Genomic DNA, 26,940 nt, shown 5'->3' with positions numbered 1-26,940 from the left:
ATCGGGGCTGATGGGGATTCGTGCGGTAGCGCATGGGGTCGATCGATAGGTATATTTTCCGCACGACGCTGGCGTCGTTTGCGCTGGTCCTGGTCAGCCTCACCGGCGTGATCTGGATTACGCAGGCGTTGCGCGGCATCGACCTGATGACGAGCCAGGGTCAGACCATCCTCACCTTCCTCGGCATCACCAGCCTGGTCATTCCCGCCCTCGTCCTGATCATCTCGCCGATCGCGCTGATGATCGCGATCTCGCACACGCTGAACAAGCTCGCGACCGATTCCGAGATCATCGTGATGAATGCCGCCGGCTTCTCGCCGTTCCGGCTGTTCTATCCGTTCTTCTATGCCACCTGCGTGGTGGCGCTGCTGGTTGCCTTCATCGCGGCCTATCTCGCCCCCGACGGCATGCGGCGGATCAAGCAGTGGGACGCCGAGATCACCGCGGACGTGCTCACCAACATCCTCCAGCCCGGCCGCTTCGCCCAGCTCGACAAGAACCTCACGATCCGGATCCGCGAGCGCCTGCCCGGCGGCATCCTCGCCGGCATCTTCATCGACGACCGCCGCGATCCGAACGAACGCGTCTCGATCGTGGCCGAGCATGGCGAGGTCGTGAAGAACGACACCGGCTCGTTCCTGGTGCTGGAGACAGGCAATCTCCAGCGCTTCGAGGCGGGCAAGCGCGATCCAGCGCTTGTGGCCTTCGGCCGCTACGGCTTCGACATGTCGAAGTTCTCGGGCCAGGGCCGCGACGTCACCCTCGGCATCCGCGAACGCTATCTCTGGGAGCTGTTCTCGCCGTCCGAGGACGATCCCGTCTACAAGCAGATTCCCGGCCAGTTCCGTTCGGCCCTGCACGACAGCATCTTGGCGCCGATCTATCCCTTCGCCTTTGCGGTACTGACCTTCGCCTTCCTGGGGGCGCCTCGCACCACCCGCCAGAGCCGCAATTTCTCGATCAGCTCCTCGATCCTCGCGGTGTTCGGCCTGCGCATGGCGGGCTTCGCCTGCTCGGTGATGGCGGTGAAATCTTCGGGCGCGGTGCTGGTCCAATATGCGATGGTCATGGGCGCCATCGGCCTCGGGTTGTGGATGATTGTCGGCGGCGTCGTGGTCGAGCCGCCCCCTGGCCTGATGGAGGCCATCAACAGGTCGAACGCACGGATCGCGCGGCTGTTCGGACGCCCGGCCGCCGCATGAGCATGCTCACCAACACACTCGGGCGCTATTTCGCCGGCCGTTTCGTGGTGGCGGCGCTCGGCGTGTTCGCCAGCATCTTCCTGCTGCTGGTGCTGGTCGACTACATCGAGATGGTGCGCAAGACCTCGGGCCTCGCATCCGCCTCCGCGATCATGGTGGCCGAGACCTCGCTGTTCCGGGTGCCGCAGCTGCTGGAGAAGCTGACGCCGTTCTGCATGCTGATCGGCGCCATGACCTGCTATCTCGCCCTCTCCCGCCGGCTCGAGCTCGTGGTGGCGCGCGCCGCCGGCATCTCGGCATGGCAGTTCATCTCGCCGGCGCTCGGCAGCGCGCTCTTGATCGGTGTGATCGCCACCGTCGCCTACAATCCGATGTCGGCCAATCTGCGCGAGGCGTCCAAGCGCATGGAAGCCGAGCTGTTCGGCTCGGCGCCCGGCGGCGGCATCCAGGACGCCTCAGGCTTCTGGCTCAATCAGGTGACCAGCGATGGCCAGACGATCATCAATGCGGCGCGGAGCGAGCAGCAGGGCATCCGGCTCACGGGGCTCACGCTGTTCCGCTTTGACCCGGACCAGCACTTCAAGGAACGAGTCGAGGCGCGCGAGGCGACGCTCGAGGCCGGCCGTTGGCTGTTCAAGGGCGTCCGCCGCTTCTCGCTGGACGCGCCGCCGATCGAGCAGGCCAGCCTGGAGATTCCGACCACGCTGACCGAGGCGCAGGTCCGCAACAGCTTTTCCACACCCGAGACTGTGTCTTTTTGGCAACTACCGAGCTACATCCGCTCATCCGAAAGCTCGGGCTTCGCGACAGCCGGTTACCGACTCCAGTATCAGAAGCTTCTGGCACAGCCGTTTTTGCTTGCTGCCATGGTGATGCTCGCGGCCTCCGTGTCGTTGCGCTTCTTCCGGATGGGCGGCGTGCAGAAGATGGTTTTGAGTGGCGTGGGCGCAGGCTTTCTGCTCTACGTTCTGTCGAAAGTAACTGAGGATTTGAGCAAGGCTGAGTTGATGCATCCGATCGCTGCGGCGTGGTTGCCCGTTGTGGTGGGCGGCCTCACCGGCTTTTTGGCCTTGCTCTATCAGGAGGACGGATAGTGACTGCCGTCCACCGAGGGCTCGTGTCTCGTTTGACGCGACGCACGTTGGTGCGCGCGAACGAGTGCGGCTGGTCCATTCGCAGGCTCCTGATTGCTGTCGTCGCGGCGTCCTCGCTCGGCGGGCTGATCGACGTTGCCGCCGTGGCACCGGCCCATGCCCAGAGCTTCACCTACAATCCGCGGCCGCCGCGTGCGAAGCCGCCGAAGGTCGCCAACGACAACCAGATGCTGGTTCAAGCGACCGAGGTCGACTACGACTACAACAATTCGCGCGTCTCCGCGGTCGGTAATGTCCAGCTGTTCTACAACGGCACCAGCGTCGAAGCCGACAGGGTCATCTACGACCAGAAGACCAAGCGGCTGCATGCCGAAGGCAACATCCGCATGACGGATGCCGACGGCAAGATCACCTATGCCGAGATCCTGGATCTCTCCGACGATTACCGCGACGGGTTCGTCGATTCGCTGCGGGTGGACACGGCCGACGAGACCCGCATGGCCGCGAGCCGCGCCGACCGATCCAGCGGCAACTACACGGTGTTCGAGAACGGCGTCTACACGGCCTGCGCGCCGTGTAAGGACGATCCGAAGAAGCCACCGCTGTGGCAGGTCAAGGGCGCGCGCATCATCCACGACCAGCAGGAGAAGATGCTGTATTTCGAGACCGCACAGCTCGAATTCTTCGGCGTGCCGCTCGCCTACATGCCTTACTTCTCGACGCCCGACCCGACCGTGAAGCGGAAGAGCGGCTTCCTGATGCCGGGTTATATTGCCGGCACCGATAATACGGGCTATGGCGTCGAGGTTCCCTATTATTGGGCGATCGCGCCCGACATGGACGCAACCTTCACCCCGCGCTTCCTGTCGCGGCAAGGCGTGCTGCTGCAGGGCGAATTCCGCCAGCGCCTGATCGACGGCGCCTACCAGATCCGCGCGTACGGCATCAACCAGCTCGATCCCGGAGCGTTTGCCGGGCAGCCCGGCGACCGCGACTTCCGCGGCGCCATCGACACCAAGGGTCAGTTCGCATTGAACGACAAATGGGTCTGGGGCTGGGACGGCGTCCTGATGTCCGACTATTATTTCTTCTCGGACTACCGGCTCTATCAGTACCGCGATCCGCTCGGCTCGTTCCTGCTTCTGCCGACGGAAGCGCTGTCGCAGCTCTATTTGACCGGCGTCGGCAACCGCAGCTTCTTCGATGCGCGCACGATGTACTGGCTGAGCTATTCAGGTAACCAGAGCCAGGTGCCGATCGTCTATCCGGTGATCGACTACTCCAACGTGCTCAACTATCCCGTGTTCGGCGGCGAGTTCAGCTACAAGACCAATTTCGTGAACCTGTCCCGTGACGAGGCGGTGTTCGATCCGATCACGACGGTCGCCAACACGAGCAGCCTGTGCACCACGGCGTCGGCCGATCCGCTGGCCCGTACGCCCTCGCAGTGCCTGCTGCGCGGCTTCCCCGGCACCTATACCCGCCTCACGGCGGAGGCGCAGTGGCGCAAATCCTTCACCGATCCGCTCGGCCAGATCTGGACGCCGTTCGCCAGCCTGCGCGCCGACGCGATCAACTCCTCGGTCTCCAACCAGCCCGGCGTGGCGAATTACCTGCCCGTCGGCGATACCCAGGCGTTCCGCCTGATGCCGACCGTCGGCCTGGAGTACCGCTATCCCTTCATCAACATTCAGCCCTGGGGCTCGACCACCGTCGAGCCGATCGCGCAGATCATCATCCGCCCGAACGAGACCTATGCCGGCAAGCTGCCGAACGAGGACGCCCAGAGCATGGTGTTCGACACCTCGAACCTGTTCAGCGTCGACAAGTTCTCCGGCTACGACCGCGTCGAGGGCGGTGGCCGCGCCAATGTCGGCGTGCAGTCCACCACGCAGTTCGACCAGGGCGGCGCCGTCAAGGTGCTGTTCGGCCAGTCCTACCAGCTGTTCGGCCTGAACTCCTTCGCGGTCCAGGACACCATCAATACCGGCCTGGATTCCGGACTCGACAAGCCGCGGTCCGATTACGTCGCAGGCGCCAGCTACTCGCCCAACAGCACCTACACGTTCAGCGTCCGCTCCCGCATGGACGAGCAGACCTGGAACGTGCAGCGCTTCGAGGCGGAAGGCCGCGCCAACTTCAATCGCTGGTCGGTCAGCATGCTGTACGGCAATTACGCAGCGCAGCCGGAGCTCGGCTATCTGACGCGCCGCGAAGGCATCCTGACCACGGGCTCGCTGAAGATCGCGACCAATTGGGTGGTGTCGGGCTCGGCGCGCTGGGACCTCGAGGCCAACAAGATCAACCAGTATGTGGTCGGGGCCGGCTATGTCGACGATTGCTTCGTGCTGGCGGCGAACTATGTAACTTCGTATAGCTATTCGGCGGGCAACGCACCGCCCGTGCTGAGCCACGCGTTCATGTTCCAAATCGGCCTGCGCACGCTGGCAAACTCGTCGACGACCAGCGGTCCCACCGGCCTCCAGTGAACGGTTTGAAGTGCCGGCCGCGTTTGCCTCATCACGACGCGGCTGACCTGCGAGCGACATCATGACGATCCCATCGACTGTCTTCCGCCTCCTTCTCGCCCTCGGTGCGGGGCTGATGCTGACCGCCCTGCCCTCGCCGTCGCGCGCGCAGAACATCGTCGTCATGGTCAATGGCGATCCGATCACCGATTTCGACATCGAGCAGCGCTCCAAGCTCGACCAGCTGACGACGCAGAAGACGCCGAGCCGGCAGGAGGTCATCAACGAGCTGATCGACGACAAGGTGAAGCTCAAGGAAGGCAAGAAGTACGGTGTCGACCCCGGCGTCTCCGACATCAACCAATCCTATGAAGGCATGGCGCAGCGCATGCGCATCACGCCGGATCAGCTCACCAAGTCGCTCGAATCCAAGGGCGTCCGCCCCGAGACGCTGAAGGGCCGCATGAAGGCCGAGATGGTCTGGACCAGCCTGGTGCGCGGCCGCTACAAGGAGCGCCTCCAGGTCGGCGAGCGCGACGTCGCGCAGGCCGTGCAGGCCCAGACCGGCGAGAAGCTCCAGGTCGAGGGCACCGAATACAAGATGCAGCCGATCGTGCTGATCGTGCCGCGCGGCTCGTCCGCTGCGTTCCTGGAAACACGGAAGAAGGAAGCCGAGACCTATCGCGCGCGCGTCGGGAGCTGCGAGGAGGCCAATTCGCTGTTCCGCTCGACACCGAACGCGACCATCCGCGACACCGTCACCAAGACCACCGCGGAGCTGCCCGAGCCGCTGCGCAAGGTGCTCGACGACACCCCGATCGGCCACCTGACCGCGCCGGAGGTGACCAAGGCTGGCATCGAGATGGTGGTGCTGTGCTCGCGCAAGCCGACCATGATCGACACGCCGAAGAAGCGCGAGGTCCGCGAGAAGATGTATCAGGAGAAGTACGAGAAGACCCAGAAGGCCTATCTCGACGAGCTCCGCAAGGCGGCGATGATCGAATATCGCAACCGCTGATGGCCAAGCCCCCCTCAGAGCCTTCCGCCAGGTCCGCAGCCAAGCCTCTTGCCCTGACCCTGGGCGAGCCCGCCGGTATCGGCCCCGACATCACGATCGCGGCCTGGCTGAGGCGCCGTGAGCTGAACCTGCCCGCCTTCTACCTGCTCGGCGACGAGGCGCTGATCGCGCAGCGCGCCAAAGCACTCGGCGCCGACATCAGGATCGCCGCGGTGAGCCCCAGTGAGGCCGCTTCCACCTTCACCGATGCCCTGCCCGTGGTCGCGACCGGCGAGCGCGCGACCGCCGAGCCCGGCAAGCCCGACGCATCCAGCGCGCCGGCCGCGCTCGCCTCGATCCGGCAGGCAGTCGTCGATGTGCGCGCAGGCCGCGCCGGCGCCGTGGTCACCAACCCGATCGCAAAGAGCGTGCTCTACCGCGCCGGCTTCCGCCATCCCGGCCACACCGAATTCCTCGCCGAGCTTGCCGCAGAGAACGGCCGCGTGCCGCAGCCGGTGATGATGCTGTGGTCGCCGCAGCTCGCCGTGGTGCCCGTGACCATCCACGTCGCGATGCGCGATGCGCTGGCCCAGCTCACGAGCGCGCTGATCGTCTCGACCGTACGCATCGTCGCTACCGAACTGAAATCCCGCTTCGGTATCGCAAAGCCGCGCATCGCGATCTCCGGCCTCAATCCGCATGCCGGCGAAGACGGATCGCTCGGCCACGAGGAGCAGACCGTCATCGCCCCTGCGCTGAAGGTGCTGCGCAACGACGGCATCGAAGCCAGGGGCCCCTTGCCCGCCGACACCATGTTCCACGAGGCCGCGCGACAGACCTATGACTGCGCGGTCTGCATGTATCACGACCAGGCGCTGATCCCGATCAAGACGGTCGCCTTCGACGACGCCGTCAACGTCACCCTCGGCCTGCCCTTCATCCGCACCTCGCCCGACCACGGCACCGCCTTCGACATCGCCGGGACGGGCAAGGCCAATCCGGCGAGCCTGATCGCGGCGCTCAAGCTTGCGAGCCGCATGGCCGCTTCGCAAAGCTGATGGGCGCGATCGATGACCTCCCGCCGCTGCGCGAGGTCATTCGCCAGCATGCGCTATCGGCCAGGAAATCGCTCGGCCAAAACTTCCTGCTCGACCTCAATCTGACCGCACGCATCGCGCGTGCGGCCGCGCCGCTGGACGAGGCAACGATCGTCGAGATCGGCCCGGGCCCGGGCGGGCTGACGCGGGCGCTGCTCGCGCTCGGCGCCCGCCGCGTCATCGCCATCGAGCATGATGAGCGCGCGATCCCCGCCTTGCAGGATATTTCGGCGCGCTATCCCGGCCGGCTCGAGATCGTGCATGGCGACGCCATGACGTTCGATCCGCGCCCCCTGCTCTCGGGCGAACGCGCAAAAATCGTCGCCAACCTGCCCTACAACATCGCGACCCAGCTTCTCATCAACTGGCTCACCATCGACCCCTGGCCGCCCTGGTACGAGATGATGGTCCTGATGTTCCAGCGCGAGGTCGGCGAGCGCATCGTCGCGCGCGAGGACGAGGAGGCCTATGGCCGGCTCGGCGTGCTCGCCAACTGGCGCTGCGAGACCAGGATCCTGTTCGACATTGCGCCGTCCGCCTTCGTGCCGCCGCCCAAGGTCACCTCCTCCGTCGTGCGCCTCGTGCCGCGTCCGGAGCCGTTGCCCTGCGATCGCAGGCTGCTCGAGCAGGTCGCCGCTGCTGCGTTCGGCCAGCGCCGCAAGATGCTGCGGCAAAGCCTGAAGTCGCTCGGCGTCGATCCCACGCGGCTGGCGAGCGCCGCCGGCGTCGATGCGACGCGGCGCGCCGAGACCATCCCGATTGCCGGCTTTGTTGCCATGGCGCGTGAATTGGCGGATATACGCAGCGAAACGTGACAATCAGAATTTCGGAGGAAGGAATATGGCGTTGATGCGTCGGCAATCCCTGGTCAAGTTCGATGCGCCGCTGTGCGAGACCATCGTGGATACGCCCAAACCGCAAGGCCGCGAGGTGCTGGTGCGCATCGAGCGCTGCGGCCTCTGCCATTCCGACCTGCACATCCAGGACGGCTATGCCGATCTCGGCGGGGGCAAGAAACTCGACACCACGCGCGGCATGACGCTGCCCTTCACGCTCGGTCACGAGATCGCCGGCGTCGTCGACGAAGTCGGCCCGGACGTAGCCGCCGGCCTCGTCGGCGCCAAGAAAGCCGTCTTCCCGTGGATCGGCTGCGGCCAGTGCCGCGATTGCCGGAACGGCGACGAGAACCTCTGCGTCAAGCAGCGCTTCCTCGGCGTCTCCATCGACGGCGGCTTCGCCACCCACGTGCTGGTGCCCGACGCCAAATATCTGCTCGACTACGATCCCCTCCCCGTCAACCAGGCCGCGACCTTGATGTGCTCCGGCGTCACCGCCTACGGCGCGCTCAAACGACTGGTCGACCGTCCGCGCCAGCGCAACCTCTTGCTGATCGGCCTCGGCGGCGTCGGCATGATGGGCCTGTCGTTCGCGCAGGCGATGTTCAAGCAGCCGATCACGGTCGCCGACCTCTCACCGGCCGCGCGCGACACCGCGCTGAAGAACGGCGCGGCTGTCGCCTATGACCCGGCCGAGCCTGATGTCATCAAGCGCATCCTCAAGGAGACCGAGGGCGGCTTCGACGAAATCGTCGATTTCGCCGGAAATGAGAAGTCGATGGCGTTCGCGGTTGCCGTCGCTGCGCGCGGCGGCAAGATCGTCGTCTCCGGCCTGATGGGCGGCCAGTTCACGCTGCCGATGGTGCAATGGGTCTACAAGCGCATGACCATCGAAGGTTTCATGGTCGGCACGCTCAGCGAGGCTCACGAGCTGATGGCGCTGGCACGCGCCGGCAAGATCAAGCCGACGCCGATGCGCGAGGAGCCGATGGGCGACGTGCAGAAATGGATCGACGAATTGCGTGCCGGCAAGGTCGTCGGCCGCATCGTGCTGACAAACTGACGGAAGCGCGGCGGGCACGACGCAAGTCTGGCCCGCCGCACGGAACGCCTTCGGCTGCGCTGCGTTGGCAGCGCATGTCGATCCGTTGCACCGTTGAAAGCGCATTCTTCATCGCCTGGAGCTGCCTGGAAAAGAGCGGCGAGCTCGGCCCGCCTGACGCGAGCGCGAATTTCCTGCTCGATGCCATCGAAGCCCAGCTTCGAACCGGCGAACGCCGGCAGTTGATGCTCGCCAACAAGGCGATCGACGCCTACCGCGCGGCTGCGGCACAAGACCGATCGTCGCGAGACCGCGGAGCGCACTTCGGCTGACGATCGTCGTCGCCCCTCGGACGCGCCGTTCCGGCGGTGTTCGGGCTTGAAGCCGCGATGATGCCGGCAATCTCCGGAAGCCCGGCAAGCCGAGGCCAAATTTTCAACGCGCTGACGTCCGTTGTGTGCACTTTGGAACCGTCGGTTCCTCCGCGGAAACGTAGGTTTCCCGCTGGCGCCGATTCCGGCCCGCCCAAGAGAACACATTGTGACCGGTCGGCCCCAGAACGATCTGCTCCGGCAGCTCCCCCCTCAAGATTTTGAGCTGCTCGCGCCTCACCTTCAGCCGGTCGAGGTCGAGGCGAGCCACATCCTGCACCACGCCGGCGACGGCGTCGCGGCGGTCCATTTTCCCTGTGGTCCCGCACTCGTGTCGTTCGCCGTGCCGGTCGAGGACGATCGCGAGGTCGAAAGCCTGCTGGTGGGGCGTGAGGGTGCGGTGGGCATTGCCCCCGGCCGCACCGTTTCGATCGCCTATTCGCGCATCGTCGTGAAGCTCGGCGGCACCCTTCTTCGGCTGCCGCTGCGGGCGTTCGAGCAGGCGCAGCAGAGGTCGCCCACGCTCCATGAGGTCTTCTCGCGCTATGCCGACTGCCAGTTCGCGCAGCTGCTGCAGGCTGCGGCCTGCAACGCCGCGCATTCGATCGAGCAGCGCGCAGCCAAGTGGATCATCTCGGCGCAGGAACATATCGGCGGAGCCGAGATCCCTCTCACCCACGAGCAGCTCGCCGGCATGCTGGGCGTCTCCCGCAGCTATGCCAGCCGCGTCATCCAGATGCTCAAGGCGAGGCGTATCCTCGCGACCCGCCGCGGCGCCATCCTGATCCTCGACGCGTCGGCGCTCGAAGCAAGAGCCTGCTGTTGCAAAAATTGGGTGAACAAGTATTTCGACGAGGTGCGGGGCGCAGCGGCAACTGCAGAGGGCTAGTGCCCTTCGTCTCACGCACGCGGCGGCGACTGTCGCTTCTGGTGCAGATAGACCGGGCTGAAATCCCCGAGCCGCTGCAATTCACGCCATTTCGACACGATCAGCTCGCCCTCGCGCAGGTCCATGGCTCCACTCCGCCTGAGGTCGGCGAGCGTCCGGTTCACCGTCGCGATCGCCATGCCCAGCGCCTCGCCGAGCTGGGCCAGGCTGATGGGCACGCGGCAGCGATTGCCGCGGACCAGCTGCGCCGCGCGGGCGCGGTAGAACAGCTCGCAGAACAGGTGCGCCATGCGCGCCTGCATCGGCCGGGCGCTGTTGTTGGTGATGGCCTCGCGAAAGATCGCGGCATCGAGCAGCGTCTCGCGCCAGACGGCCAGCGCGAAGGTTGGCCGCCGCCGGAAGGCGATGAACAATTCGCGATGCGGGATGAAGGCGACTGTGGCCGCCCCCAGCGCACTCAATCCGTGGTCCATCTGGTCGATGAACAATCCCTGCGCATCCGGAAGGTCGCCGATGAGATGGAACGCCAGATACTGCCGCCGGCCGCTCCCGAGCAGGTGGTAGCGCGCGACCATGCCCGAGACGACCAGCACCGAATGTTCGGGTTCGTCGCCCTGGCGGATGAAATCCTCGTTAGGTTCCAAATCGCGCTGCGTGAAGGTGAGCGCGCGGATTTCCGCGATGTCCTCCTCTGCCAGAGCGGTATGCTCGGAAAGGTTCCGGATCAGTACGTCGTGCGCGTTTTCCATGTGGCCGCCAAAAATCGCGCCGGTTCTATCAATTGATACGTCCGGCTTGCATTCAGCGGACTAGAACGCTGGTTGGAAGCACAGGTTGCTAATCGGCCTGCGACGTACCGGATCGCAGCCACACATCCCAATCTCGGACCGAGCCGGATTTCTCATGAGCCCTACGACCATCCTGGAGCGCATCCGCGTGCTGTTCGCATCTGACACGGGCGGGCACCTCGACAGCATCAGCGACGCCCTCCTCAAGGGAACGCTGCAGGAGCCGGCCCGCCCGATGTCGGATCAGGAGCTGGCCCGCGCCATTCGCGAGTTCCGCTCGGTGCCGGTCTCGGATCGGACCATCGCAAGACTCTCGCGGCGCCTGCTCGTGGCGTCCCGGCGGGACGTCTGAGCACGCCACTCGTCTCATGCCGCATCCGAAGTTCATCGCGCGTCTCCAGGCGATCGAAGGCCTGTCCGAGGACGAACGCCGGCAGATCGCAGGCTTGCCGTCCACGCTGCGCCAGGTCGCGGATGGCGAGATCGTGCTGCGCCAGGGTGAGGCCGCCTCACGCTGCGTCTTCGTCGTCAGCGGCTTCCTCTACCAGGCACGTATCGTCGGCGATCGCAGCCAGATCCTTGCCTTCCACGTTCCCGGCGACATGCCGTGCCTGCACACGCTGCTGGTCTCGTCGCTGGATGCGGACCTCGTCGGGCTCGGCCCGACCATCGTCGGCACCGTCGCGCACAACCAGCTGCGCCAGCTTCTCGACGGTTCGATCCACCTGACTCGCGCCTTCTGGCGCGAGACGCTGATCGACGCGGCGATCTCGCGGCAATGGATCGCGCGCCTCGGCGCACAGGCGGCACTGCCCAAGGTCGCGCATCTCATCTGCGAGATCTCAGCAAGGCTGGAGGTCGTCGGCCTCGTCAAGGACGGCAGTTTCCAGATGCCGATGACGCAGCGGCACGTTGCGGACGCCTGCGGGCTCTCGATCGTCCACGTCAATCGCACCATCCAGGAGCTGAGGCATCGCGGGCTGATTGCATGGGAAGGCAGCGAGATCGAGCTGCTCCAGCCCGACGAGCTGCGCAAGCTTGCGGACTTCAGGCCAGACTATCTGAGCTGAGCGAGCCGGCATACGATGCGCTAGCTCGTGCGTCGAATTTCCTCCCGCTGGGTCTCGACCTCCTCGGCGTCCTCGTCATCCACCTTCATCAGTTCGTCGCGGCCAGCGGCCTTGAGCAGCTCGTCGAGCTTGGCGTGAATCGCCTGGGTGTCGCGGTGCTCGGCGCGCTGGATCACCAGCGTCATGCCCCATGTCGCCAGCGTCGCGAACGAGTGCCATTCGAGTCCGTTGCCCAGCGTGATCCAGGCGATGCCATAGACCACGTAAACGGCGAACGCGGCCGGGCGCGAGGTGGCGACGCCGATCTCGGTGAGCCAGCCTTTTGACTTCGGAAGAGACATGTGCGGCAACTCGCCTGGAGCGCCGGCGTTCCCGGAGAAGCCGGGATGCGTCGGCACGCGCGCATCCAATCCTTCACGATCGCGGCGGCTGCGTCCGCCAGTGTTGGACCAGCGCCCCGCCGGGTCCGAGGACAGGATCTGTCTTCGGCTTGCGGACCTTGGCGATGCGCTTGACGGCATCGGGACGCTCCCGCGTATCCGTGCACTCGTCGTACGTGCCCTCCTGCGGGTACGCTCCGACTACAAGAAAGTCCCGGCTGGACTCGATCAACCGGTGTCCCGTGCCCGCGGGCAGGACCAGAACGTCACCGGCTTTCACATTGAGGATGCGGCCCTTGATGCCGCCGCACTCGATCCTGGCCGTGCCGCGCGCCACGCCCATCACTTCGTGGATTTGCGAATGATAATGAACGAAGTCGTATACGGTGTCGCGCCACGACCGGCCCCAGCCATTCGAGGCGAACAGCGTGTCGATGATGACCTCGGGCGGAAAACGCCGGCCCTTCAGCTTTACCGCCCCGCGATAAAGCAGCGCCGGAAGTTTCGGATTGTTCGGCACGATGCCATCGTCGCGAAAATGGATGGCTGTCGGTTTCCGCGCCCGCACCAGCGCCCGCAGCGTCGCCGCATCGGGATGCTCTTCAACGAGCTTCCTGGCAAAGTTCTTGATCTGATCCTTGACCGGCATGCTTGCTCCTCAGCCGCGATTCAACGACGACGGGGGCGAGAAGTTTCGAGGTGGAACGGGCCTGATCGGGAGGGCTAACAGGGGACATTGCACGCGGACACGTAGAGCAGGATCAAGAAGTGTGTCTGCCCAGCAATTTTGACGGCGGGTGGTGGACCTTGGGCCACAAGCCGCGGTCAACCCTACAATCTTGGTATGTCCCAACTCCCGCCCGCTGCCATAGCGGCGGCTCTCGAGTTATTCAGCTCGATGCCAAGAACGGAGGTGGCTTTCGCAGAACCGGCTGAGTAGTTTGTCCGAGCAACGCGAAGCAAAGGCACCCTCGATGTACCGCATCTTGTGCTTAGTGATGGCGGCGTTCGCATATGGAACGGCGACTGGACATTGTCAGACGTCGCAGCCAGGCACGACCACAATCACGTTTCAATCCGCCACCTATGGCGACATGCGCCAGCTTTTGGCGCAAGAGGCGACGACGGGGCCGGTGACGATCAAGGCTATCCTCGCGTTTCCCGAACAGACCAAGGATCACTACCCCGCCGTCATCGTCGTGCACACACTCGCCGGCTATCGCAACGCGAACGAGGGTTATGTCGCCGCCGGATTGCGCAAGGCAGGCTTCGCCACATTGACCTATGACAGTTTTGCTGCGCGCGGAACCACGGGCACAGCACTGCAGGGATCACCTGGCTATCTGCCTATTGGCGTTGCGGATGCATATGCCGCGCTGCGCTTTCTTTCCGCCGAAAACCGGATCGACGCGAGGCACATTGCGATCATCGGGTTCTCGTATGGCGCTGAAGTAGCCCATCTTGCAGCAATGGAGGCACTGCGATCGGCGCTCAATCCCGGACCAAACCGGTTTGCCGCCCACGTCGCATTCTATCCTGGCGGAACTTTTGGCGCGATTGCGGGACCGGGCGCCTATACTGGCTCCCCGGTGCTGATGCTGCTGGGCGAAAAGGACGATAATCTGCCGGTGACAAAGATTGAGAATTACTTGGTCTACGCCCGCGTCGCCGGTGCGCCCGCTCCGATCCAGACTGTAATTTATCCAGGCGCCTACCATGCCTGGACAGTCCCCGATCTCGCTACTGCCCGCTTCTACCCGGACCTCGTCAGCACGAAAAAATGTCCGTTCATCCTGCTTGGACCGAAGCGGCCGGTCTCACTAATCGATGGCGGGCCGAAGCCATTCGATCCAGCCGCCTTTGGTGCCTGCCTCGCCGCAGCGCCCGGCTATTGGATGGGGTTTGACGCTGCGGTTCGCGCTCGATCGATCGCTGATATGATCTCCTTCCTTCAACGAATCCTGCCGTAGAGCCAGATCAGCGTCATTGCTGCATATCGTGGAGGGTGTTGCCAGTTCGCTGATGGCCAGAGCCGGACTCCCGAGGCGTCACTCGATGACCTGGTCGGCCGTGGCCAGCAGCGAATGCGGAACGGTGAGACCGAGTGCTTTCGCGGTCTTCAGATTGATGACCAGCTTGAGACGAGTCGGCTGCTCTATGGGCAGATCGCCGGGCTTTGCGCCTTTCAGGATCCTGTCGACATAGCCGACCGCCCGCCGGAAATGATCGGGAAAATCCGGTCCATAGGAGAGCAGCAGGCCGTAAGGGACCTGTTCAGCGTTTGATGCAATTGTCGGCACCTTGTGCGCCATGGCTGAGGCACCCACCTGTACCCGTTCATTGTACATCGGCGGCCCAACAGCAAATGCGCCATCGAAGCTCTCGCGTGCAATGACCGAAAAGGTCGGGTCAATCTCATCCGCCGTCGTCACTTCGAACACTTTTATCAGGCATCCCGCAGCTCCTCCCGCTCTTTCGTTAGCGATGGCGGTGGGCTTGGAAGACGGCTCTCGCGGATCGAGCACGAGGGCCAGGCGGGTCAATTTCGGAACGATTTCCTTGAACAGCGCAAGCCGCTTGCCGGAGAGATCAACGGTCATCAGTGAAAGTCCGGTCACATTGCCACCAGGACGCGCGAGGCTCTCGACCAGCCCCCTGCCGACCGGATCCGGGTCCGCGACAAGTACGATGGGAATAGTGCTGGTCGCTCGCTTAGCCTCCCTGGCGCCAAGTCCCGTCACGGCGACAATCACATCGACTTTGCCTTCGGCAAGTTCCTGCGCCAGGGTGCGAAATCGTTCCGGCTGCTCGGCAGGAAAGCGGTGCACCAGTTGGATATTCTTGCCGTCGACGTAACCAAGCTCCTGAAATGCCTTGGTCAGGACGACCAGATATTCCTCTTCCTGCTTGGCGTCGGCGGCATGCCAGAGAACGCCGACGCGCGGGTTCGGTTTGCGTCGCTGCGCGCGCGAGGTTAGTGGCCATGCTGCAGCAGCGCTTCCGAGAAGCGTGATGAATTCGCGGCGTTTCATTCGATCACCTCACCACGTTTGGCTGAGCTGCGGACCGCATTGGAGCACGATCCAACCGACGTGAAACACAGGTTGCTACGAGTTGTCCGCTAATGCTGCTCCATGAACGCAAGCACCGCTTGATCATAGACGCCGGCGGCGGCACCGGCGAAAGGTATTGCTAGACGACATTTCTGCCTCCGCGCAATGGCGGTTCGCTCTGTCGGATCTCGTCTCGGAGACGTCCTCAACTACGAATTCTTGCACGATTCCGACAGGCGACCAGGAGAACAGATTGCGCACTCATTGTGAATGAACACCGGGGAAGATCTTTTTCAGAAAGCACGATTGCCCTCCGAAGAGAATGTCCGCCCCAGGCCACACGCGGCGGCCGAGGCGAGCGCGTCCCCGCGTCCGGGTGACCCGTAGCCTATCGTCGTGCGTCAGTGGCGCTGCGCCCTTTGGCCTCCATCGGGCCGGACCGACAGCAATCGCCGGCGACACACGCCGCGAGATCGCGACGGTATGTCCGCTCGCCGGGTTCGAATGGACAGGCCGCATCGCACGGCATATATCACGCCGCTTTCCGTCGGCACGTGGCATCGCTCCGACGACTGCGGCGGAACCTGGAGGTCAGCCAAGCAGTAAGACTGAAAAAGCCTGACATCGCCGCGGAACGAGCGCGCCGCAGGCCCGATTCAAGCCACATCCTCTCCGGATTTGCGGCTCATTGCCACCCAACTCTTTGACGAGAAAGGGCTGGTTGAAAGTTGCGTCATGCGTAACCGGGAGACCAGGATGGGCAACCGAACCGCAAAATTCATATCTGCGCTTGTTGGCAGCATCATTGCCGGCACACCACTGGCTGCCGTGTCGCAGAACGCGCCGACCCCATCGAGCGCTGTCAGCGCAGCCTCCGACTGCCTCACAGCACCAAAAGGCGCCGCGCCACAGGGACAGCACTGGTACTACCGCCTCGAACGCACGACCAAGCGGCAATGCTGGTACCTGCGTGCCGCCGGCGACAAGGACAGCGTCAAAACCGCCCAGACCGCGCAGACCACGAGCGATACTCCGACGACAGATGCGCCGGCGCCGCAGCAGCACGCGGTGCAGGACGCGCGCGCCGAATATCTGACGCCGCGGAGCGGCGCCGCCGCCCAGAAGACGCCGAACGCGCCCGCGCAAGCTGCCGCCCCGACGCCGGTACAACAAGCCGCGGAGCAGACCGCTGACGGCAACGCGCAGCAACCCGCTGCCGCTACGCCCTGGCCCGATGTCTCCGCAGCCTCCGCTCCGCCTGCGCCGCCGGCACCAACCGTCGTCGCAGCACCCGCGCAGCCGGGCGCAAAGCCGTCAAAATCTCCCTCCCCGGTTGCGCTTGCTGCCGCAGACGGCACGGCCGACAAGCCGACCGGCTCGCTCCAGACGCTGCTGCTCGTGATCGGCGGCGCACTGGCGCTCGCCGGAATGCTCGGCAGCGTCATCTACCGTTTCGCCGGCGCGCGCGTCCGCCGCCAATCCGCCGACCGTCACGGACACTGGGGCGATCGGGAGATGCAGGACCAGGACGGAGGCCGTGCGCCCTGGCTCCCTTCAGCGCCGGCCGACACCCAGCCGCTGCACCCCATCGACTTCGACGCGGTACGTCCGCAACCGAAAAAGCAAACGACGAAACTCGCCGCGATCGGCCGCGAGATGGAGCTGATCGACGCGCGGAGGCAACGTGCCGCCACCCCGGCCGAACCTATCGGGATCAGAAGAGACAAGGTCGAGACGAAGGCGGTCGACAAGAAAATCGAGTCCGTGGCCACAGCTCCCCGGCGCGCCGCCAACGAGATCGGCGAGAATCGCGATGACGCGCCGGCAGGTCGTGACGCCGATGCCGTCGACATCGAGGTCATCACGACGATGCTCGAACAGCTGGCGAAGGAAGGGCCGCGCCTGTCGCGGCCTAACCTTGAAGCTGACCTTGCAAACTTCGCACGAAGCCTACGAGGCCAATCCGCCGCTCGCGCTTGAGGCGTTCGGCCTTCAGGATCGACTGCACCTCGGAGAAGGCCTCGTCGACGTCGTGATTGATCACGATGTAGTCGTACTCGGCCCAGTGGCTCATCTCGTGGCTGGCGCGGCTCATGCGCTTGCGGATCACCTCGTCGGAATCCTGCGCCCGCGAATGCAGCCGCTTCTCGAGATCGGCCGCCGAGGGCGGCAGGATGAAGACGCTGACGACGTCCTCGCGGGCCTTGTGCTTCAATTGCTGCGTGCCCTGCCAGTCGATGTCGAACAGCACGTCCTGCCCGGCCGACAGCGCCGCCTCGACAGGACCACGCGGCGTGCCGTAGCTGTTGTCAAACACCGTCGCCCATTCCAGGAGCTCGTCGGCCTTCACCATGGCATCGAACGTGGCCTTGTCGACGAAGGTATAGTCCTTGCCGTTGACCTCACCCGGGCGCATCGGCCGCGTGGTCGCCGAGACCGACATTTTCAAGCCCGGCATCCGCTCGATCAGCAGACGCGACAGTGTCGTCTTGCCCGCGCCCGAGGGCGAGGACAGCACGAACATCAATCCGCGCCGCTCGACACCGTCAGTTCCGTGACCGCCCGTCGTCATCGATCACTCCAGATTCTGGACCTGCTCGCGGAACTGCTCGACCACGTTCTTCATGGCCAGCCCCCTGTTGGTCAGCTCGATGTCGTTCGACTTCGAGCAGCAGGTGTTGACCTCGCGGTGAAACTCCTGCGCCAGGAAGTCGAGCTTGCGCCCCATCGGGCCGCCCTTGCCGATCAGCTCGCGCGCCTGCGCGATGTGCGAGGCGATGCGGTCGAGCTCCTCGCGGATATCGGCCTTGGTCGCGATCAGGATCGCCTCCTGCATCAGGCGGTCGGAATCGAAACGGTCGGAGGTGTCGAGCAGGGCTGCAATCTGCTCGGCGAGCTTCGCCTTAATCGCCTCCGGCTTGCGGCCCGGCGCAGCTTCCGCCTTGCTCGCAAGCTGCTCGATCTCGTCGACACGCTGGGTCAGGATCTGCCCGAGCGAAATCCCCTCGCGCCTGCGCATCTCGACGAGGTCGGCGAGCGCCTTGTCGAAGGCTTCGGCCGCAGCGGCACGCGCGGCCTTGTCCTCCTCCTCGTCGCCCTCGGGCTCGGCGATCTCGACCACGCCCTTGATGGCGAGCAGGCCGTCGATGCTCGGCGCCACCGCGTCGACCTTGCCGGAGATCAGCGCGGCGGCCTTGAGGACCGCATTGAGCACGTCCTCGTTGATGCGGACCGTGGCGGCCGCATTGGTGCGCTTGACGTTGAGATTGGCGTAGACAGTTCCGCGCGACAGAAGCTCACCGGCGCGCTTCTTGGCATGGGCCTCCAGCTCCTCGAACCCCTGCGGCAGCCGCACCCTGAGGTCAAAGCCCTTGGCGTTGACGGATTTCAATTCCCATTCGAACGTGTACGGCCCGCTCGCGCCGTGGCTTCGGGCAAAGCCGGTCATGGACGACAGCGCCATCGGTTCAGATTCTCCAGGAACACGGGATTCGCAAGGCTATCAAGCCACGCGAATCTTAAGACTATTTTGCCGGAAAGTGGAATCCGCAATGTCCGCAGGCAAGCTCCGCAAGCCTAGCGCTGGACCACCGGCGGCGAGGACTGCACCGCGCCCTGTCGGGCCGGCGCGGGATTGGCGGGGCGCGTGGCCGGCGGCTTTCTCTGCTGGCTCGGCCGCGCCGGCGTGGTCGCGGTCGGCGTGTCGGCGGCAGCCGGCGCGCTGGCCGCCGGCGGCTGCGCCTCCTCGGCCGGCTCGACCGTGTCATTCTGAATCTGCTTCTCCATCGCGCGCAGTTTCGCAACGTTCTTCTGGTGCGCGTCGTAGGTTTCGGTGAAGGCATGCCCGCCGGTGCCGTCGGCGACGAAATAGAGATCGCGGGTGCGGGCCGGGTTGGCGGCAGCCTCGAGCGAGGCGCGGCCCGGATTGGAAATCGGGCCCGGCGGCAGGCCGTCGATCACATAGGTGTTGTAGGGCGAAGGCTGCGTGATCTCGCTGCGCTTGATCGGGCGGCCCAGCGTGCCCTTGCCGCCGACGAGGCCATAGATGATCGTCGGGTCGGATTGCAGCTTGATCCTCTGCTTCAATCGGTTGACGAACACCGCGGCGACGCGGCTGCGCTCGTCGGGCTTGCCGGTTTCCTTCTCGATGATGGACGCCAGCGTGACCAGCTGCTCCGGCGTCTTGACCGGAATGTCCGGATTGCGGCGCTCCCAGATCTCGGCCAGCACGCGCTTGTGCGCCTGCTGCATGCGCTGGACCACCTGCTCGCGCGGGGTGCCGCGCGGGAATTTGTAGGTCTCCGGCAACAGCGTGCCTTCGCGCGGCAGCTCGCGCACGCTGCCGGTGAAAATGTCGTTGTCGGACAGCCGCGCCACGATCTGCTCGGAGGTCAGGCCTTCCGGAATCGTGACGGAATGCTGCACCACCTTGCCCTCGACGATGGTGGCGATGACGTCGCGCAGCGATGCGTTCTTCTGGAAGGAATATTCACCCGGCTTGAGGTCCGAACTCGCCTTCAACGCGGCAACGCTGGCGATGAACACCCAGGGATTGACGTCGGTCACGCCTTCCCGGTTCAGCGTCTCGGCGATGTCACGCTTGCCCGCGCGTTGCGGGATGTTGACGATCTTGTCGTCCTTCAGCGGTCCCGGCGCCTCGAGCATCTGGCGGCCGTAATAATAGACGCCGCCGGCGCCGAGCATGGTGATCAGCAGAAGAGTGATAATGGCGTTGCCGACGATCACGAGCGGATTGCGCGCGCGGTCCGATCGCCTGGGCGGCGGCGGGAGCTGCTCGGGCTCGAGCGCGGCCCGCGGACTCCGGGGTGAAATGGGCGGCCTTTCACTCATCGAGACAACCTGAATCCTGCCGGTTCAATCGCGGCCCGACAATCGCTTGCCCTGCCAAAATGCACGCGCCCACGTCCATGACTATCGCCGAATGCGGCAAAACGGTGGTTTCGTCCCAAACGCAAACTAACTGGCCAAGCGGCGGAAGATCACCGACGCATTGGTACCGCCAAAACCAAAAGAGTTCGATAACGTGACGTTGACCTCACGCTCCTTAGACTTGTGCGGCACGAGATCAATCGCAGTCTCGACCGAGGGATTGTCGAGATTGATCGTTGGCGGCACGACGTTGTCGCGAATCGCGAGGATCGCGAAGATCGCTTCGATCGCACCGGCCGCGCCGAGGAGATGGCCGGTCGACGACTTGGTCGAGGACATCGCAACCTTGGAGGCGGCATTGCCGAGCAGACGCTCGACCGCGCCGAGCTCGATCTCGTCGCCGAGCGGCGTCGAGGTGCCGTGCGCGTTGATGTAGTCGAGATCGGACGGCGTGAGGCCGGCGCGCTTCAGCGCCGCCGACATGCTGCGGAAGCCGCCGTCGCCGTCGGGCGACGGCGAGGTGATGTGATAGGCGTCCCCCGACAGGCCATAGCCGATCACCTCGGCATAGATCCTGGCGCCGCGGCGCCGGGCGTGATCGAGCTCTTCCAGCACGAGGACGCCGGCGCCCTCGCCCATCACGAAACCATCGCGGTCCTTGTCGTAGGGACGCGAGGCCTTCTCGGGCGTCTCGTTGAAACCGGTCGAGAGCGCACGCGCGGCATTGAAGCCTGCAATGCCGATGCGGCTGATCGGCGACTCGGCGCCGCCTGCGACCATCACATCGGCATCGCCGAGTGCGATCAGGCGGGCAGCATCGCCGACCGCGTGCGCGCCGGTCGAGCAGGCCGTGACCACGGCATGGTTCGGCCCCTTCAGCCCGTGCGCGATCGAGACGTAGCCGGAGGCGAGATTGATTAGACGGCCCGGAATGAAGAACGGCGACACCCGGCGCGGTCCGCGCTCCTTGAGGAGGATGGCGGTTTCGGCGATGCCGTTGAGGCCGCCGATGCCGGACCCGATCATGGTGCCGGTCGCGCACTTGTCTTCTTCAGTCTCGGGATGCCAGTTGGCATCCTCGAGCGCCTGGCCGGCCGCGGCCATGCCGAAGATGATGAAGTCGTCGACCTTGCGCTGGTCCTTCGGCTCCATCCACTTGTCGGGATTGAAGCTGTCGTTGGTCCCGTCGCCGCGCACGACCGTACAGGCGATCTTGGTCTGAAGATCGGAGACATCGAAGCTCTCGATCCTGCGCGCACCGCTTTCGCCGTTAAGAATGCGCTTCCAGGTCGGTTCGACGCCACAGCCGAGTGGCGAGACCATGCCGAGGCCCGTGACGACAACCCGCCTCATATCCGAAAACTCCGCATCGAAAGATTCACGGCCAATAACAAGAAACCGGCTGACCGCTGCGAAGCGGCCCGTCCGGTTTCAATGTTGTCCCCGCGAAAATAGAAGAGCTTAGCTCTTCGCGTTCTTCTCGAGAAACTTCGTGGCATCGCCGACGGTGAGAATCGTTTCCGCGGCGTCGTCCGGAATCTCGCAACCGAATTCCTCTTCGAACGCCATCACCAGCTCGACGGTGTCCAGACTGTCGGCGCCGAGGTCGTCGATGAAGCTCGCGTTGTCGACAACCTTCTCGGGCTCAACACCAAGGTGTTCGACCACGATCTTCTTAACCCGCTCGCCAATGTCACTCATTGCTTAACCTCGTGTTGTTCCCTGTAGACCCGACCCCCCGGGACGATACGAGCCGTCGTGGTCGTTTGACTGCCTTCGCTTACGAACTTGATTTGGCCCATCCTAACCGATGCAGGCCCCGGCGAAAGACGGCCAAAGGCTCCGCATCGCCAATATACAGGGTTTCAAAAACCTGCAATGGCGTTCTTTGCCCATCCGTTGAAGGTCCGGTTATCATACTTCAATTGCCTTGACTACAAGCCTCATTTCGCTCCGGAAACGGCCGTTTGCCGCATCGGGCACCGCCTTGACGGCGGTGCGGCACGAGGCGTCAGATCATGGCCATGCCGCCGTTGACGTGGATGGTCTGCCCGGTGACATAGGATGCTTCGTTCGAACTCAGGTAGACCGCGGCCGCTGCGATGTCCTCGGGCGTCCCCAGTCGGGCGGCCGGAACCTTGGTCAGAATCGCTTCGCGCTGCTTGTCGTTGAGGGCATCCGTCATCGGCGTCTTGATGAAGCCGGGTGCGATGCAGTTCGCGGTGACGCCACGCTTGGCGTATTCGGCGCCGAGCGTCTTGATCATGCCGATCAGGCCTGCCTTCGACGCAGTATAATTGCCCTGTCCCGGATTGCCGGTGACCCCGACCACGGAGGTGATGGCGATGATGCGGCCGAAGCGCTTGCGCATCATCAGCTTGGTCGCGGCGCGCGCCAGGCGGAAGGTCGCGGTCAGATTGACGTTGATGACCTCGTCCCAGTCCTCGTCACGGAGTTGCACGAAGAGATTGTCGCGCGTGATGCCCGCATTGGCGATGAGAATGTCGACCTGACCCATCGCCGCTTCCGCAGCCGGCACCAGCGCCTCGACCTCATCGGCCTTGGAAAGATTGCATGGAAGCACATGGACGCGCTCGCCGAGCTTGCCGGCAAGCTCGTCCAGCACCTCCTTCCGCGTTCCCGATATCGCGACGGTGGCGCCCTGCGCGTGCAGCGCCTGCGCGATCGCGCCGCCGATGCCTCCGGTCGCTCCGGTGACGAGCGCCTTTCGGCCAGTCAGATCGAACATTGATGACTCCTTTAGGCCTGCTTCGCAGCGGTCAATGCATCCTTGGCGGCGGCAATATCGTTCGGACCGCCGACAGCAATGCCGACGGCACCGTCCGCAATGCGCTTGACCAGACCCGTCAGCACCTTGCCGGCGCCGATCTCGAAGAAGCGGGTGACGCCCTGCCCGGCCATATAAGCAACCGACTCGCGCCAGCGCACCGTGCCGGTGACCTGCTCGACCAGGCGGCGACGGATCTCGTCGGGATCGGTGATGGCGCTCGCCAGCACGTTCGACACCAGCGGCGCGGCCGGTGCCTTGATCGTGACCTTGGCCAGGGCGTCCGCCATGGCGTCCGCAGCCGGCTGCATCAGCTTGCAATGGAACGGCGCGGACACCGGCAGCAGCATCGCGCGCTTGGCGCCCTTGGCCTTGGCGATCTCGACGGCGCGATCGACCGCGGCCTTGTCGCCCGAGACCACGACCTGTCCGCCGCCATTGTCGTTGGCGGCCTGGCAGACCTGTCCCTGCGCCGCCTCGCCCGCGACCTCCATGGCGGCTTCGTAGTCGAGACCGAGCAGCGCGGCCATCGCACCGGCGCCGACCGGGACGGCCTTTTGCATTGCGAGACCGCGCGTGCGAAGCAGACGCGCGGTATCCGAAACGGTCAGGCTGCCGGCCGCAGCCAGCGCCGAATATTCACCAAGGGAGTGGCCGGCCACGAAGGCCGCATCTCGTCCCACGGAAAAACCAGCCTCAGCCTCGAGCACGCGCAGCGTGGCGACAGATACCGCCATCAGCGCCGGCTGGGCGTTCTCGGTGAGTTGAAGGGTTTCGGCCGGACCTTCCCAGATGATGGCCGTCAGCTTCTCCCCAAGCGCGGCATCGACCTCGTCGAACACGGCGCGTGCCACCGGAAAGGCGTCGGCCAGGGCCTTGCCCATGCCGAGGGCCTGGGAACCCTGCCCAGGAAATGTGAATGCAGCCGTCATCGGCGCTCCCTGCTTGTCGGGCATGGTCCCTCTCGAGAACCGGCAGCCGATTACGCACGGCCTTGGGCCATGGTTCCGGATCATGCTCCAAAGGGGGCCGTAGACACCGTCCGGGGCTGCACTGTCAAGCCGAGATGGGAGCTTCGACCAGCATTCAACGGGGAATGCGCCCCTTAGAACCCGCCGGCGGTCTGGTTGGCATCGACGTCCGCCCCGGCCTGCGCGCGGCGCGCACTGTTGACGAGTTGCCCCGGCCGATCCTCGCGGTTCGGCCTGGCCGTCGCCAGCCGCAGCACCGCCGCGTAATTCGGCTGCACTTCCATGCGGCCGGCATATCGGCTCTCACTGAGGAGGCGATGCACCTTAGGCAGATTGTAGCAGGGCACGTAGAACAAGAGATGATGCTCGAGGTGATAGTTCACGTAGTACGGCGCGATGAACAGGCGCTCGAGGAGATTGGCATGCGTGGTGCGGGTATTGCGCAGGGGATCGCTGCTATCGGGGACGACGGCGTGCTCTGCAATGTTGCGAATGCGGGTGATGACCATCATCCAGGTCAGCAGCGGCACCAGCCAGAGAAGCGGATAGGCCCACCACACACCAGCCGCGGCGAGCGCGGCAAACATGATCGCATTGACCACACATTGCGGGCCGAGCTTCTCCCAGAAATGCGCCGCACGCTGCCGCCATGACCAGTCCTTTGGCCCGAGCGCGTTGAGCAGTTGCGCCTTGCGCTGCTGATAGCCGGTCTGCCCAGTGATGTCGCGAATGAACTTGCGGCGATAGCTCAGCCTGGTGATCGGAAACGGCGCCGACAGCACGAGATCGGGATCGTCCTCGTGCTGGGTGCGCGCGTGATGCTGCAGGTGATAGCGCCGGTAGCTGCGCGTCTCCGCAAACAGCGGATAGGCGCAGAACCACTGGCTCAGTGCCAGATTGGTCTTCTCGTCGGCGGACAGGCAGCCATGCGCACCGTCATGCATCAGGATCGCAAGGCCGAGTTGGCGCGAGCCGATGATGGCGACGGCGAGGACGTAGGTGATCGGATTGGGCCACCACGCGACCAAGGCGATCGCTGCTGATATCAGCGCCCAGGCGTGCGCGATCAGCGCAGCGCCTTTCCACGTCACGCGCCGGCGCACATCGGCCAATTGATCGTCGGTCAGGAAATCGCGGGCACGCATGCGAAGCGCGGTCATGGCCTAACCCTCCCCATTCGAATTGCTGGATGCGCCGGCCTCCTCGACGAGACGCAGGCGCCCGGTGTCGTCGGCGGATTTCGCCTGCTCGCCTAGCACGCGCAGCATCTCGGCACAGAGCTCCTCGGGCGAGCGGCCCATGGCGTTACCTTCGAGAATGACGCCGATGGCGACGGCCCAGAACCGCCGCGAGCTTTCGTCGGGCGCGCGCAGCGAGCGCCAGCCGTGCCGCTCGACCTGCCCCGCATAAGCGCGCGTACCCTCGCTGTGCAGACGCTCGATGGTGCGCTCCACGAGGGGCGCGAGATCCTGGCGACGACGCGTCAGCGTCAGCGCTTCGGCGAAGAAGGCAACCGAATCGCTCGCCGTCACGGACTTGGCCAGCGCGTGGGTGTATTCCCCAGGCGTGCGCGCCTTCAGCGCCGCCTGCTCGGTGGCGCGCGCCAGATACAAGAGATCGCGGCAGGCGCATTCGACGAACAGCGCCTCCTTGGTGCGGAAGTAATAGGTGATCTGGCTCGGGAACGCGTCCGCGGCGGCCGCAATGTCGGTGATAGCCGTGCCGGACAGCCCGCGCTCCCGAAACAGCGGGCTCGCAGCATCCAGGAGCAGCGACCGCATTTTGCGGCCGGCCGAGCGCGTCGCACGCGCGGCGTGCTTGGGGTCGCCCTCGAGCGGCTCATGGGCCAAGGTCTCTACCATGGAGGTCCTCTGCGTCGATTTGTTTGTATGACAGACAAACAAACGGGTCAAGGGATATGATGGTATGGGAGGATGGTCCGGCTTCGCCGGCGTGGGATCCGGCCGAGGCTTGGCCCCAAAACTTGCAAAGCCGGCCAAAATCCGTATAAGGCGCGCATCCGCAGACCCCGGCCGGGAGCTGAACGGACGGTCTCAGCAAATCATTCGTGATTTTGGTGTGGCAGGGCCAGTCGGCCCGTCGTCCCGTGTTTCCGCCTTCTGAGCTTCATCCCAGAGTCCTTTCCGAAGGTCTCTTAAGGGCTTGACGCCGGGCGATGCGCCAACATGAGGAAAGGACGTCCATGCCTCTTTACGAGCATGTTTTTCTCGCGCGTCAGGACGCGAGCCCGCAGCAGGTCGAAGAGCTGACTGCGCAGATGACCGGAATCGTCGAAGGTCTCGGCGGCAAGGTCACCAAGACCGAGAATTGGGGCGTGCGCTCCCTCACCTACCGCATGAACAAGAACCGCAAGGCGCACTTCGTGCTGCTCAACATCGACGCGCCGTCCGCGGCGATCGCCGAGATCGAGCGCCAGGAGCGCATCAGCGAAGACGTGATCCGCTATCTCAGCGTCCGCGTCGAGGAGCTCGAGGAAGGCCCGTCCGCGATGATGCGCAAGGCCGACCGCGATCGCGAACGTGACGACCGTGGTGGCGGCTTCCGCGGCGAGCGTGAAGGCGGCTTCCGTGGCGGCGATCGCGACGGTGGTGGCTTCCGCGGTGACCGCGGCCCGCGCCGGCCGCGCGAAGAAGCTGAAACCACGACGGAAGGGGAGTAAGAACAATGGCTGAAGCTGGTGCACGTCGCCCGTTTTTCCGTCGTCGCAAGAGCTGCCCGTTCACGGGCGCCAATGCGCCGAAGATCGACTACAAGGACTCCAAGCTGCTGATGCGTTACGTCTCCGAGCGCGGCAAGATCGTGCCGAGCCGCATCACGGCGGTGTCCGCGAAGAAGCAGCGTGAGCTCGCCCGCGCCATCAAGCGCGCGCGCTTCCTGGGCCTGCTGCCCTACGTCATTCGCTAACACGACCAATTCGACCGGCGGCCATCGCGCCGCCGGTCGCAACTTTTCGAACTCATAAGGCTTCCGGGTCGTCCGGTCG

General features: G+C 64.8%; 28 protein-coding genes. 15 read left to right on the top strand and 13 right to left on the bottom strand.

What is annotated here, in order from left to right:
• The first annotated feature begins 32 nt into the window (after positions 1-32).
• From lptF to EHH60_RS07985, 9 genes are all read left to right on the top strand, one after another.
• Positions 33-1,202, top strand: a complete 1,170-nt coding sequence (lptF, locus tag EHH60_RS08025; RefSeq protein WP_124158900.1) for an LPS export ABC transporter permease LptF — start codon at positions 33-35, stop codon at positions 1,200-1,202.
• A complete protein-coding gene (gene lptG / locus EHH60_RS08020) occupies positions 1,199-2,296 on the top strand; it encodes an LPS export ABC transporter permease LptG (protein WP_028178692.1) in 1,098 nt (365 codons plus the stop codon). Before lptF ends, lptG begins: the two co-directional genes overlap by 4 nt.
• Complete coding sequence (locus EHH60_RS08015) at positions 2,296-4,785, top strand: LPS-assembly protein LptD (RefSeq protein ID WP_199751341.1); 2,490 nt, start codon at positions 2,296-2,298, stop codon at positions 4,783-4,785. Before lptG ends, EHH60_RS08015 begins: the two co-directional genes overlap by 1 nt.
• 61 nt (positions 4,786-4,846) lie before the next feature.
• Positions 4,847-5,782, top strand: a complete 936-nt coding sequence (locus tag EHH60_RS08010; RefSeq protein WP_124158898.1) for a SurA N-terminal domain-containing protein — start codon at positions 4,847-4,849, stop codon at positions 5,780-5,782.
• Complete coding sequence (gene pdxA, locus EHH60_RS08005; RefSeq protein WP_124158897.1) at positions 5,782-6,819, top strand: 4-hydroxythreonine-4-phosphate dehydrogenase PdxA; 1,038 nt, start codon at positions 5,782-5,784, stop codon at positions 6,817-6,819. Before EHH60_RS08010 ends, pdxA begins: the two co-directional genes overlap by 1 nt.
• Positions 6,819-7,673: a 16S rRNA (adenine(1518)-N(6)/adenine(1519)-N(6))-dimethyltransferase RsmA gene (gene rsmA / locus EHH60_RS08000; protein WP_124158896.1), complete on the top strand. Its 855-nt coding sequence runs from the start codon at positions 6,819-6,821 to the stop codon at positions 7,671-7,673. Before pdxA ends, rsmA begins: the two co-directional genes overlap by 1 nt.
• 25 nt (positions 7,674-7,698) lie before the next feature.
• Positions 7,699-8,757 carry an alcohol dehydrogenase gene (locus EHH60_RS07995; protein WP_124158895.1) on the top strand — a complete coding sequence of 353 codons (1,059 nt, stop codon included), beginning with the start codon at positions 7,699-7,701 and terminating at the stop codon, positions 8,755-8,757.
• A 74-nt stretch (positions 8,758-8,831) separates the two neighbouring features.
• Positions 8,832-9,068: a hypothetical protein gene (locus tag EHH60_RS07990; protein WP_124159080.1), complete on the top strand. Its 237-nt coding sequence runs from the start codon at positions 8,832-8,834 to the stop codon at positions 9,066-9,068.
• Between the two features lie 208 nt (positions 9,069-9,276).
• The gene (locus tag EHH60_RS07985; protein ID WP_124158894.1) at positions 9,277-9,996 is read left to right on the top strand and encodes a Crp/Fnr family transcriptional regulator; all 720 of its coding nucleotides are present in this window, start codon (positions 9,277-9,279) and stop codon (positions 9,994-9,996) included.
• 11 nt (positions 9,997-10,007) lie between these two features.
• Here EHH60_RS07985 and EHH60_RS07980 read toward each other — a convergent pair whose 3' ends face one another.
• Entirely contained in the window at positions 10,008-10,745 is a 738-nt protein-coding gene (locus EHH60_RS07980; protein ID WP_124158893.1) for a Crp/Fnr family transcriptional regulator, read from the bottom strand.
• Between the two features lie 154 nt (positions 10,746-10,899).
• Between EHH60_RS07980 and EHH60_RS07975 the strand changes: the two genes are divergently transcribed.
• Both EHH60_RS07975 and EHH60_RS07970 read left to right on the top strand, forming a co-directional pair.
• Positions 10,900-11,136 carry a hypothetical protein gene (locus tag EHH60_RS07975; protein WP_124158892.1) on the top strand — a complete coding sequence of 79 codons (237 nt, stop codon included), beginning with the start codon at positions 10,900-10,902 and terminating at the stop codon, positions 11,134-11,136.
• Positions 11,137-11,152: 16 nt separating this feature from the next.
• Entirely contained in the window at positions 11,153-11,854 is a 702-nt protein-coding gene (locus EHH60_RS07970; RefSeq protein WP_124158891.1) for a Crp/Fnr family transcriptional regulator, read from the top strand.
• A gap of 20 nt (positions 11,855-11,874) precedes the next feature.
• Here the strand turns inward: EHH60_RS07970 and EHH60_RS07965 are convergent, their stop codons facing one another.
• Together EHH60_RS07965 and EHH60_RS07960 are read right to left on the bottom strand one after the other, a co-directional pair.
• The gene (locus EHH60_RS07965) at positions 11,875-12,252 is read right to left on the bottom strand and encodes a low affinity iron permease family protein (RefSeq protein ID WP_245454431.1); all 378 of its coding nucleotides are present in this window, start codon (positions 12,250-12,252) and stop codon (positions 11,875-11,877) included.
• 16 nt (positions 12,253-12,268) lie between these two features.
• Positions 12,269-12,883 carry a cupin gene (locus EHH60_RS07960; protein ID WP_124158890.1) on the bottom strand — a complete coding sequence of 205 codons (615 nt, stop codon included), beginning with the start codon at positions 12,881-12,883 and terminating at the stop codon, positions 12,269-12,271.
• A 325-nt stretch (positions 12,884-13,208) separates the two neighbouring features.
• Here EHH60_RS07960 and EHH60_RS07955 point away from each other — a divergent pair, with 325 nt between their 5' ends.
• Positions 13,209-14,204, top strand: coding sequence for a dienelactone hydrolase family protein (locus EHH60_RS07955; RefSeq protein ID WP_124158889.1), 996 nt, complete (start codon positions 13,209-13,211; stop codon positions 14,202-14,204).
• Positions 14,205-14,282: 78 nt separating this feature from the next.
• On the opposite strand, the gene EHH60_RS07950 is transcribed toward EHH60_RS07955, so the two are convergent.
• Complete coding sequence (locus EHH60_RS07950) at positions 14,283-15,266, bottom strand: ABC transporter substrate-binding protein (RefSeq protein ID WP_124158888.1); 984 nt, start codon at positions 15,264-15,266, stop codon at positions 14,283-14,285.
• A 777-nt stretch (positions 15,267-16,043) separates the two neighbouring features.
• Here EHH60_RS07950 and EHH60_RS07945 point away from each other — a divergent pair.
• Positions 16,044-17,267: a hypothetical protein gene (locus EHH60_RS07945; protein WP_199751340.1), complete on the top strand. Its 1,224-nt coding sequence runs from the start codon at positions 16,044-16,046 to the stop codon at positions 17,265-17,267.
• Here the strand turns inward: EHH60_RS07945 and gmk are convergent.
• The 9 genes from gmk to EHH60_RS07900 all read right to left on the bottom strand — a co-directional run bounded on the left by gmk (position 17,200) and on the right by EHH60_RS07900 (position 25,798).
• Positions 17,200-17,859 carry a guanylate kinase gene (gene gmk / locus EHH60_RS07940; RefSeq protein ID WP_124158886.1) on the bottom strand — a complete coding sequence of 220 codons (660 nt, stop codon included), beginning with the start codon at positions 17,857-17,859 and terminating at the stop codon, positions 17,200-17,202. The genes EHH60_RS07945 and gmk overlap by 68 nt on opposite strands.
• A gap of 3 nt (positions 17,860-17,862) precedes the next feature.
• Positions 17,863-18,750, bottom strand: a complete 888-nt coding sequence (locus EHH60_RS07935) for a YicC/YloC family endoribonuclease (RefSeq protein ID WP_124158885.1) — start codon at positions 18,748-18,750, stop codon at positions 17,863-17,865.
• Positions 18,751-18,863: 113 nt separating this feature from the next.
• Positions 18,864-20,138, bottom strand: coding sequence for an endolytic transglycosylase MltG (gene mltG, locus EHH60_RS07930; protein ID WP_124158884.1), 1,275 nt, complete (start codon positions 20,136-20,138; stop codon positions 18,864-18,866).
• Positions 20,139-20,264: 126 nt separating this feature from the next.
• Positions 20,265-21,530, bottom strand: a complete 1,266-nt coding sequence (gene fabF / locus EHH60_RS07925; protein WP_124158883.1) for a beta-ketoacyl-ACP synthase II — start codon at positions 21,528-21,530, stop codon at positions 20,265-20,267.
• A gap of 108 nt (positions 21,531-21,638) precedes the next feature.
• Positions 21,639-21,878: an acyl carrier protein gene (locus tag EHH60_RS07920; RefSeq protein WP_008551805.1), complete on the bottom strand. Its 240-nt coding sequence runs from the start codon at positions 21,876-21,878 to the stop codon at positions 21,639-21,641.
• A gap of 310 nt (positions 21,879-22,188) precedes the next feature.
• A complete protein-coding gene (gene fabG, locus EHH60_RS07915) occupies positions 22,189-22,926 on the bottom strand; it encodes a 3-oxoacyl-[acyl-carrier-protein] reductase (protein WP_124158882.1) in 738 nt (245 codons plus the stop codon).
• A gap of 11 nt (positions 22,927-22,937) precedes the next feature.
• A complete protein-coding gene (gene fabD / locus EHH60_RS07910) occupies positions 22,938-23,897 on the bottom strand; it encodes an ACP S-malonyltransferase (protein ID WP_124159078.1) in 960 nt (319 codons plus the stop codon).
• A 173-nt stretch (positions 23,898-24,070) separates the two neighbouring features.
• Positions 24,071-25,096, bottom strand: a complete 1,026-nt coding sequence (locus EHH60_RS07905; protein WP_124158881.1) for a fatty acid desaturase family protein — start codon at positions 25,094-25,096, stop codon at positions 24,071-24,073.
• Positions 25,097-25,099: 3 nt separating this feature from the next.
• Complete coding sequence (locus EHH60_RS07900) at positions 25,100-25,798, bottom strand: TetR/AcrR family transcriptional regulator C-terminal domain-containing protein (RefSeq protein ID WP_124158880.1); 699 nt, start codon at positions 25,796-25,798, stop codon at positions 25,100-25,102.
• Between the two features lie 341 nt (positions 25,799-26,139).
• Here EHH60_RS07900 and rpsF point away from each other — a divergent pair, with 341 nt between their 5' ends.
• Both rpsF and rpsR read left to right on the top strand, forming a co-directional pair.
• Positions 26,140-26,616 (top strand): 30S ribosomal protein S6, encoded by a 477-nt coding sequence (rpsF, locus tag EHH60_RS07895; protein WP_124158879.1) that lies wholly within the window; start codon positions 26,140-26,142, stop codon positions 26,614-26,616.
• Between the two features lie 5 nt (positions 26,617-26,621).
• Positions 26,622-26,861 carry a 30S ribosomal protein S18 gene (gene rpsR, locus EHH60_RS07890; protein ID WP_007592020.1) on the top strand — a complete coding sequence of 80 codons (240 nt, stop codon included), beginning with the start codon at positions 26,622-26,624 and terminating at the stop codon, positions 26,859-26,861.
• Positions 26,862-26,940 lie beyond the last annotated feature (79 nt).

Origin of the sequence: Bradyrhizobium sp. RP6 (assembly GCF_003837805.1) — a bacterium.
GTDB lineage: Bacteria > Pseudomonadota > Alphaproteobacteria > Rhizobiales > Xanthobacteraceae > Bradyrhizobium.
The sequence above is the reverse complement of the archived record's forward strand: the minus strand, read 5'-3'. Positions and strand labels throughout refer to the sequence as shown.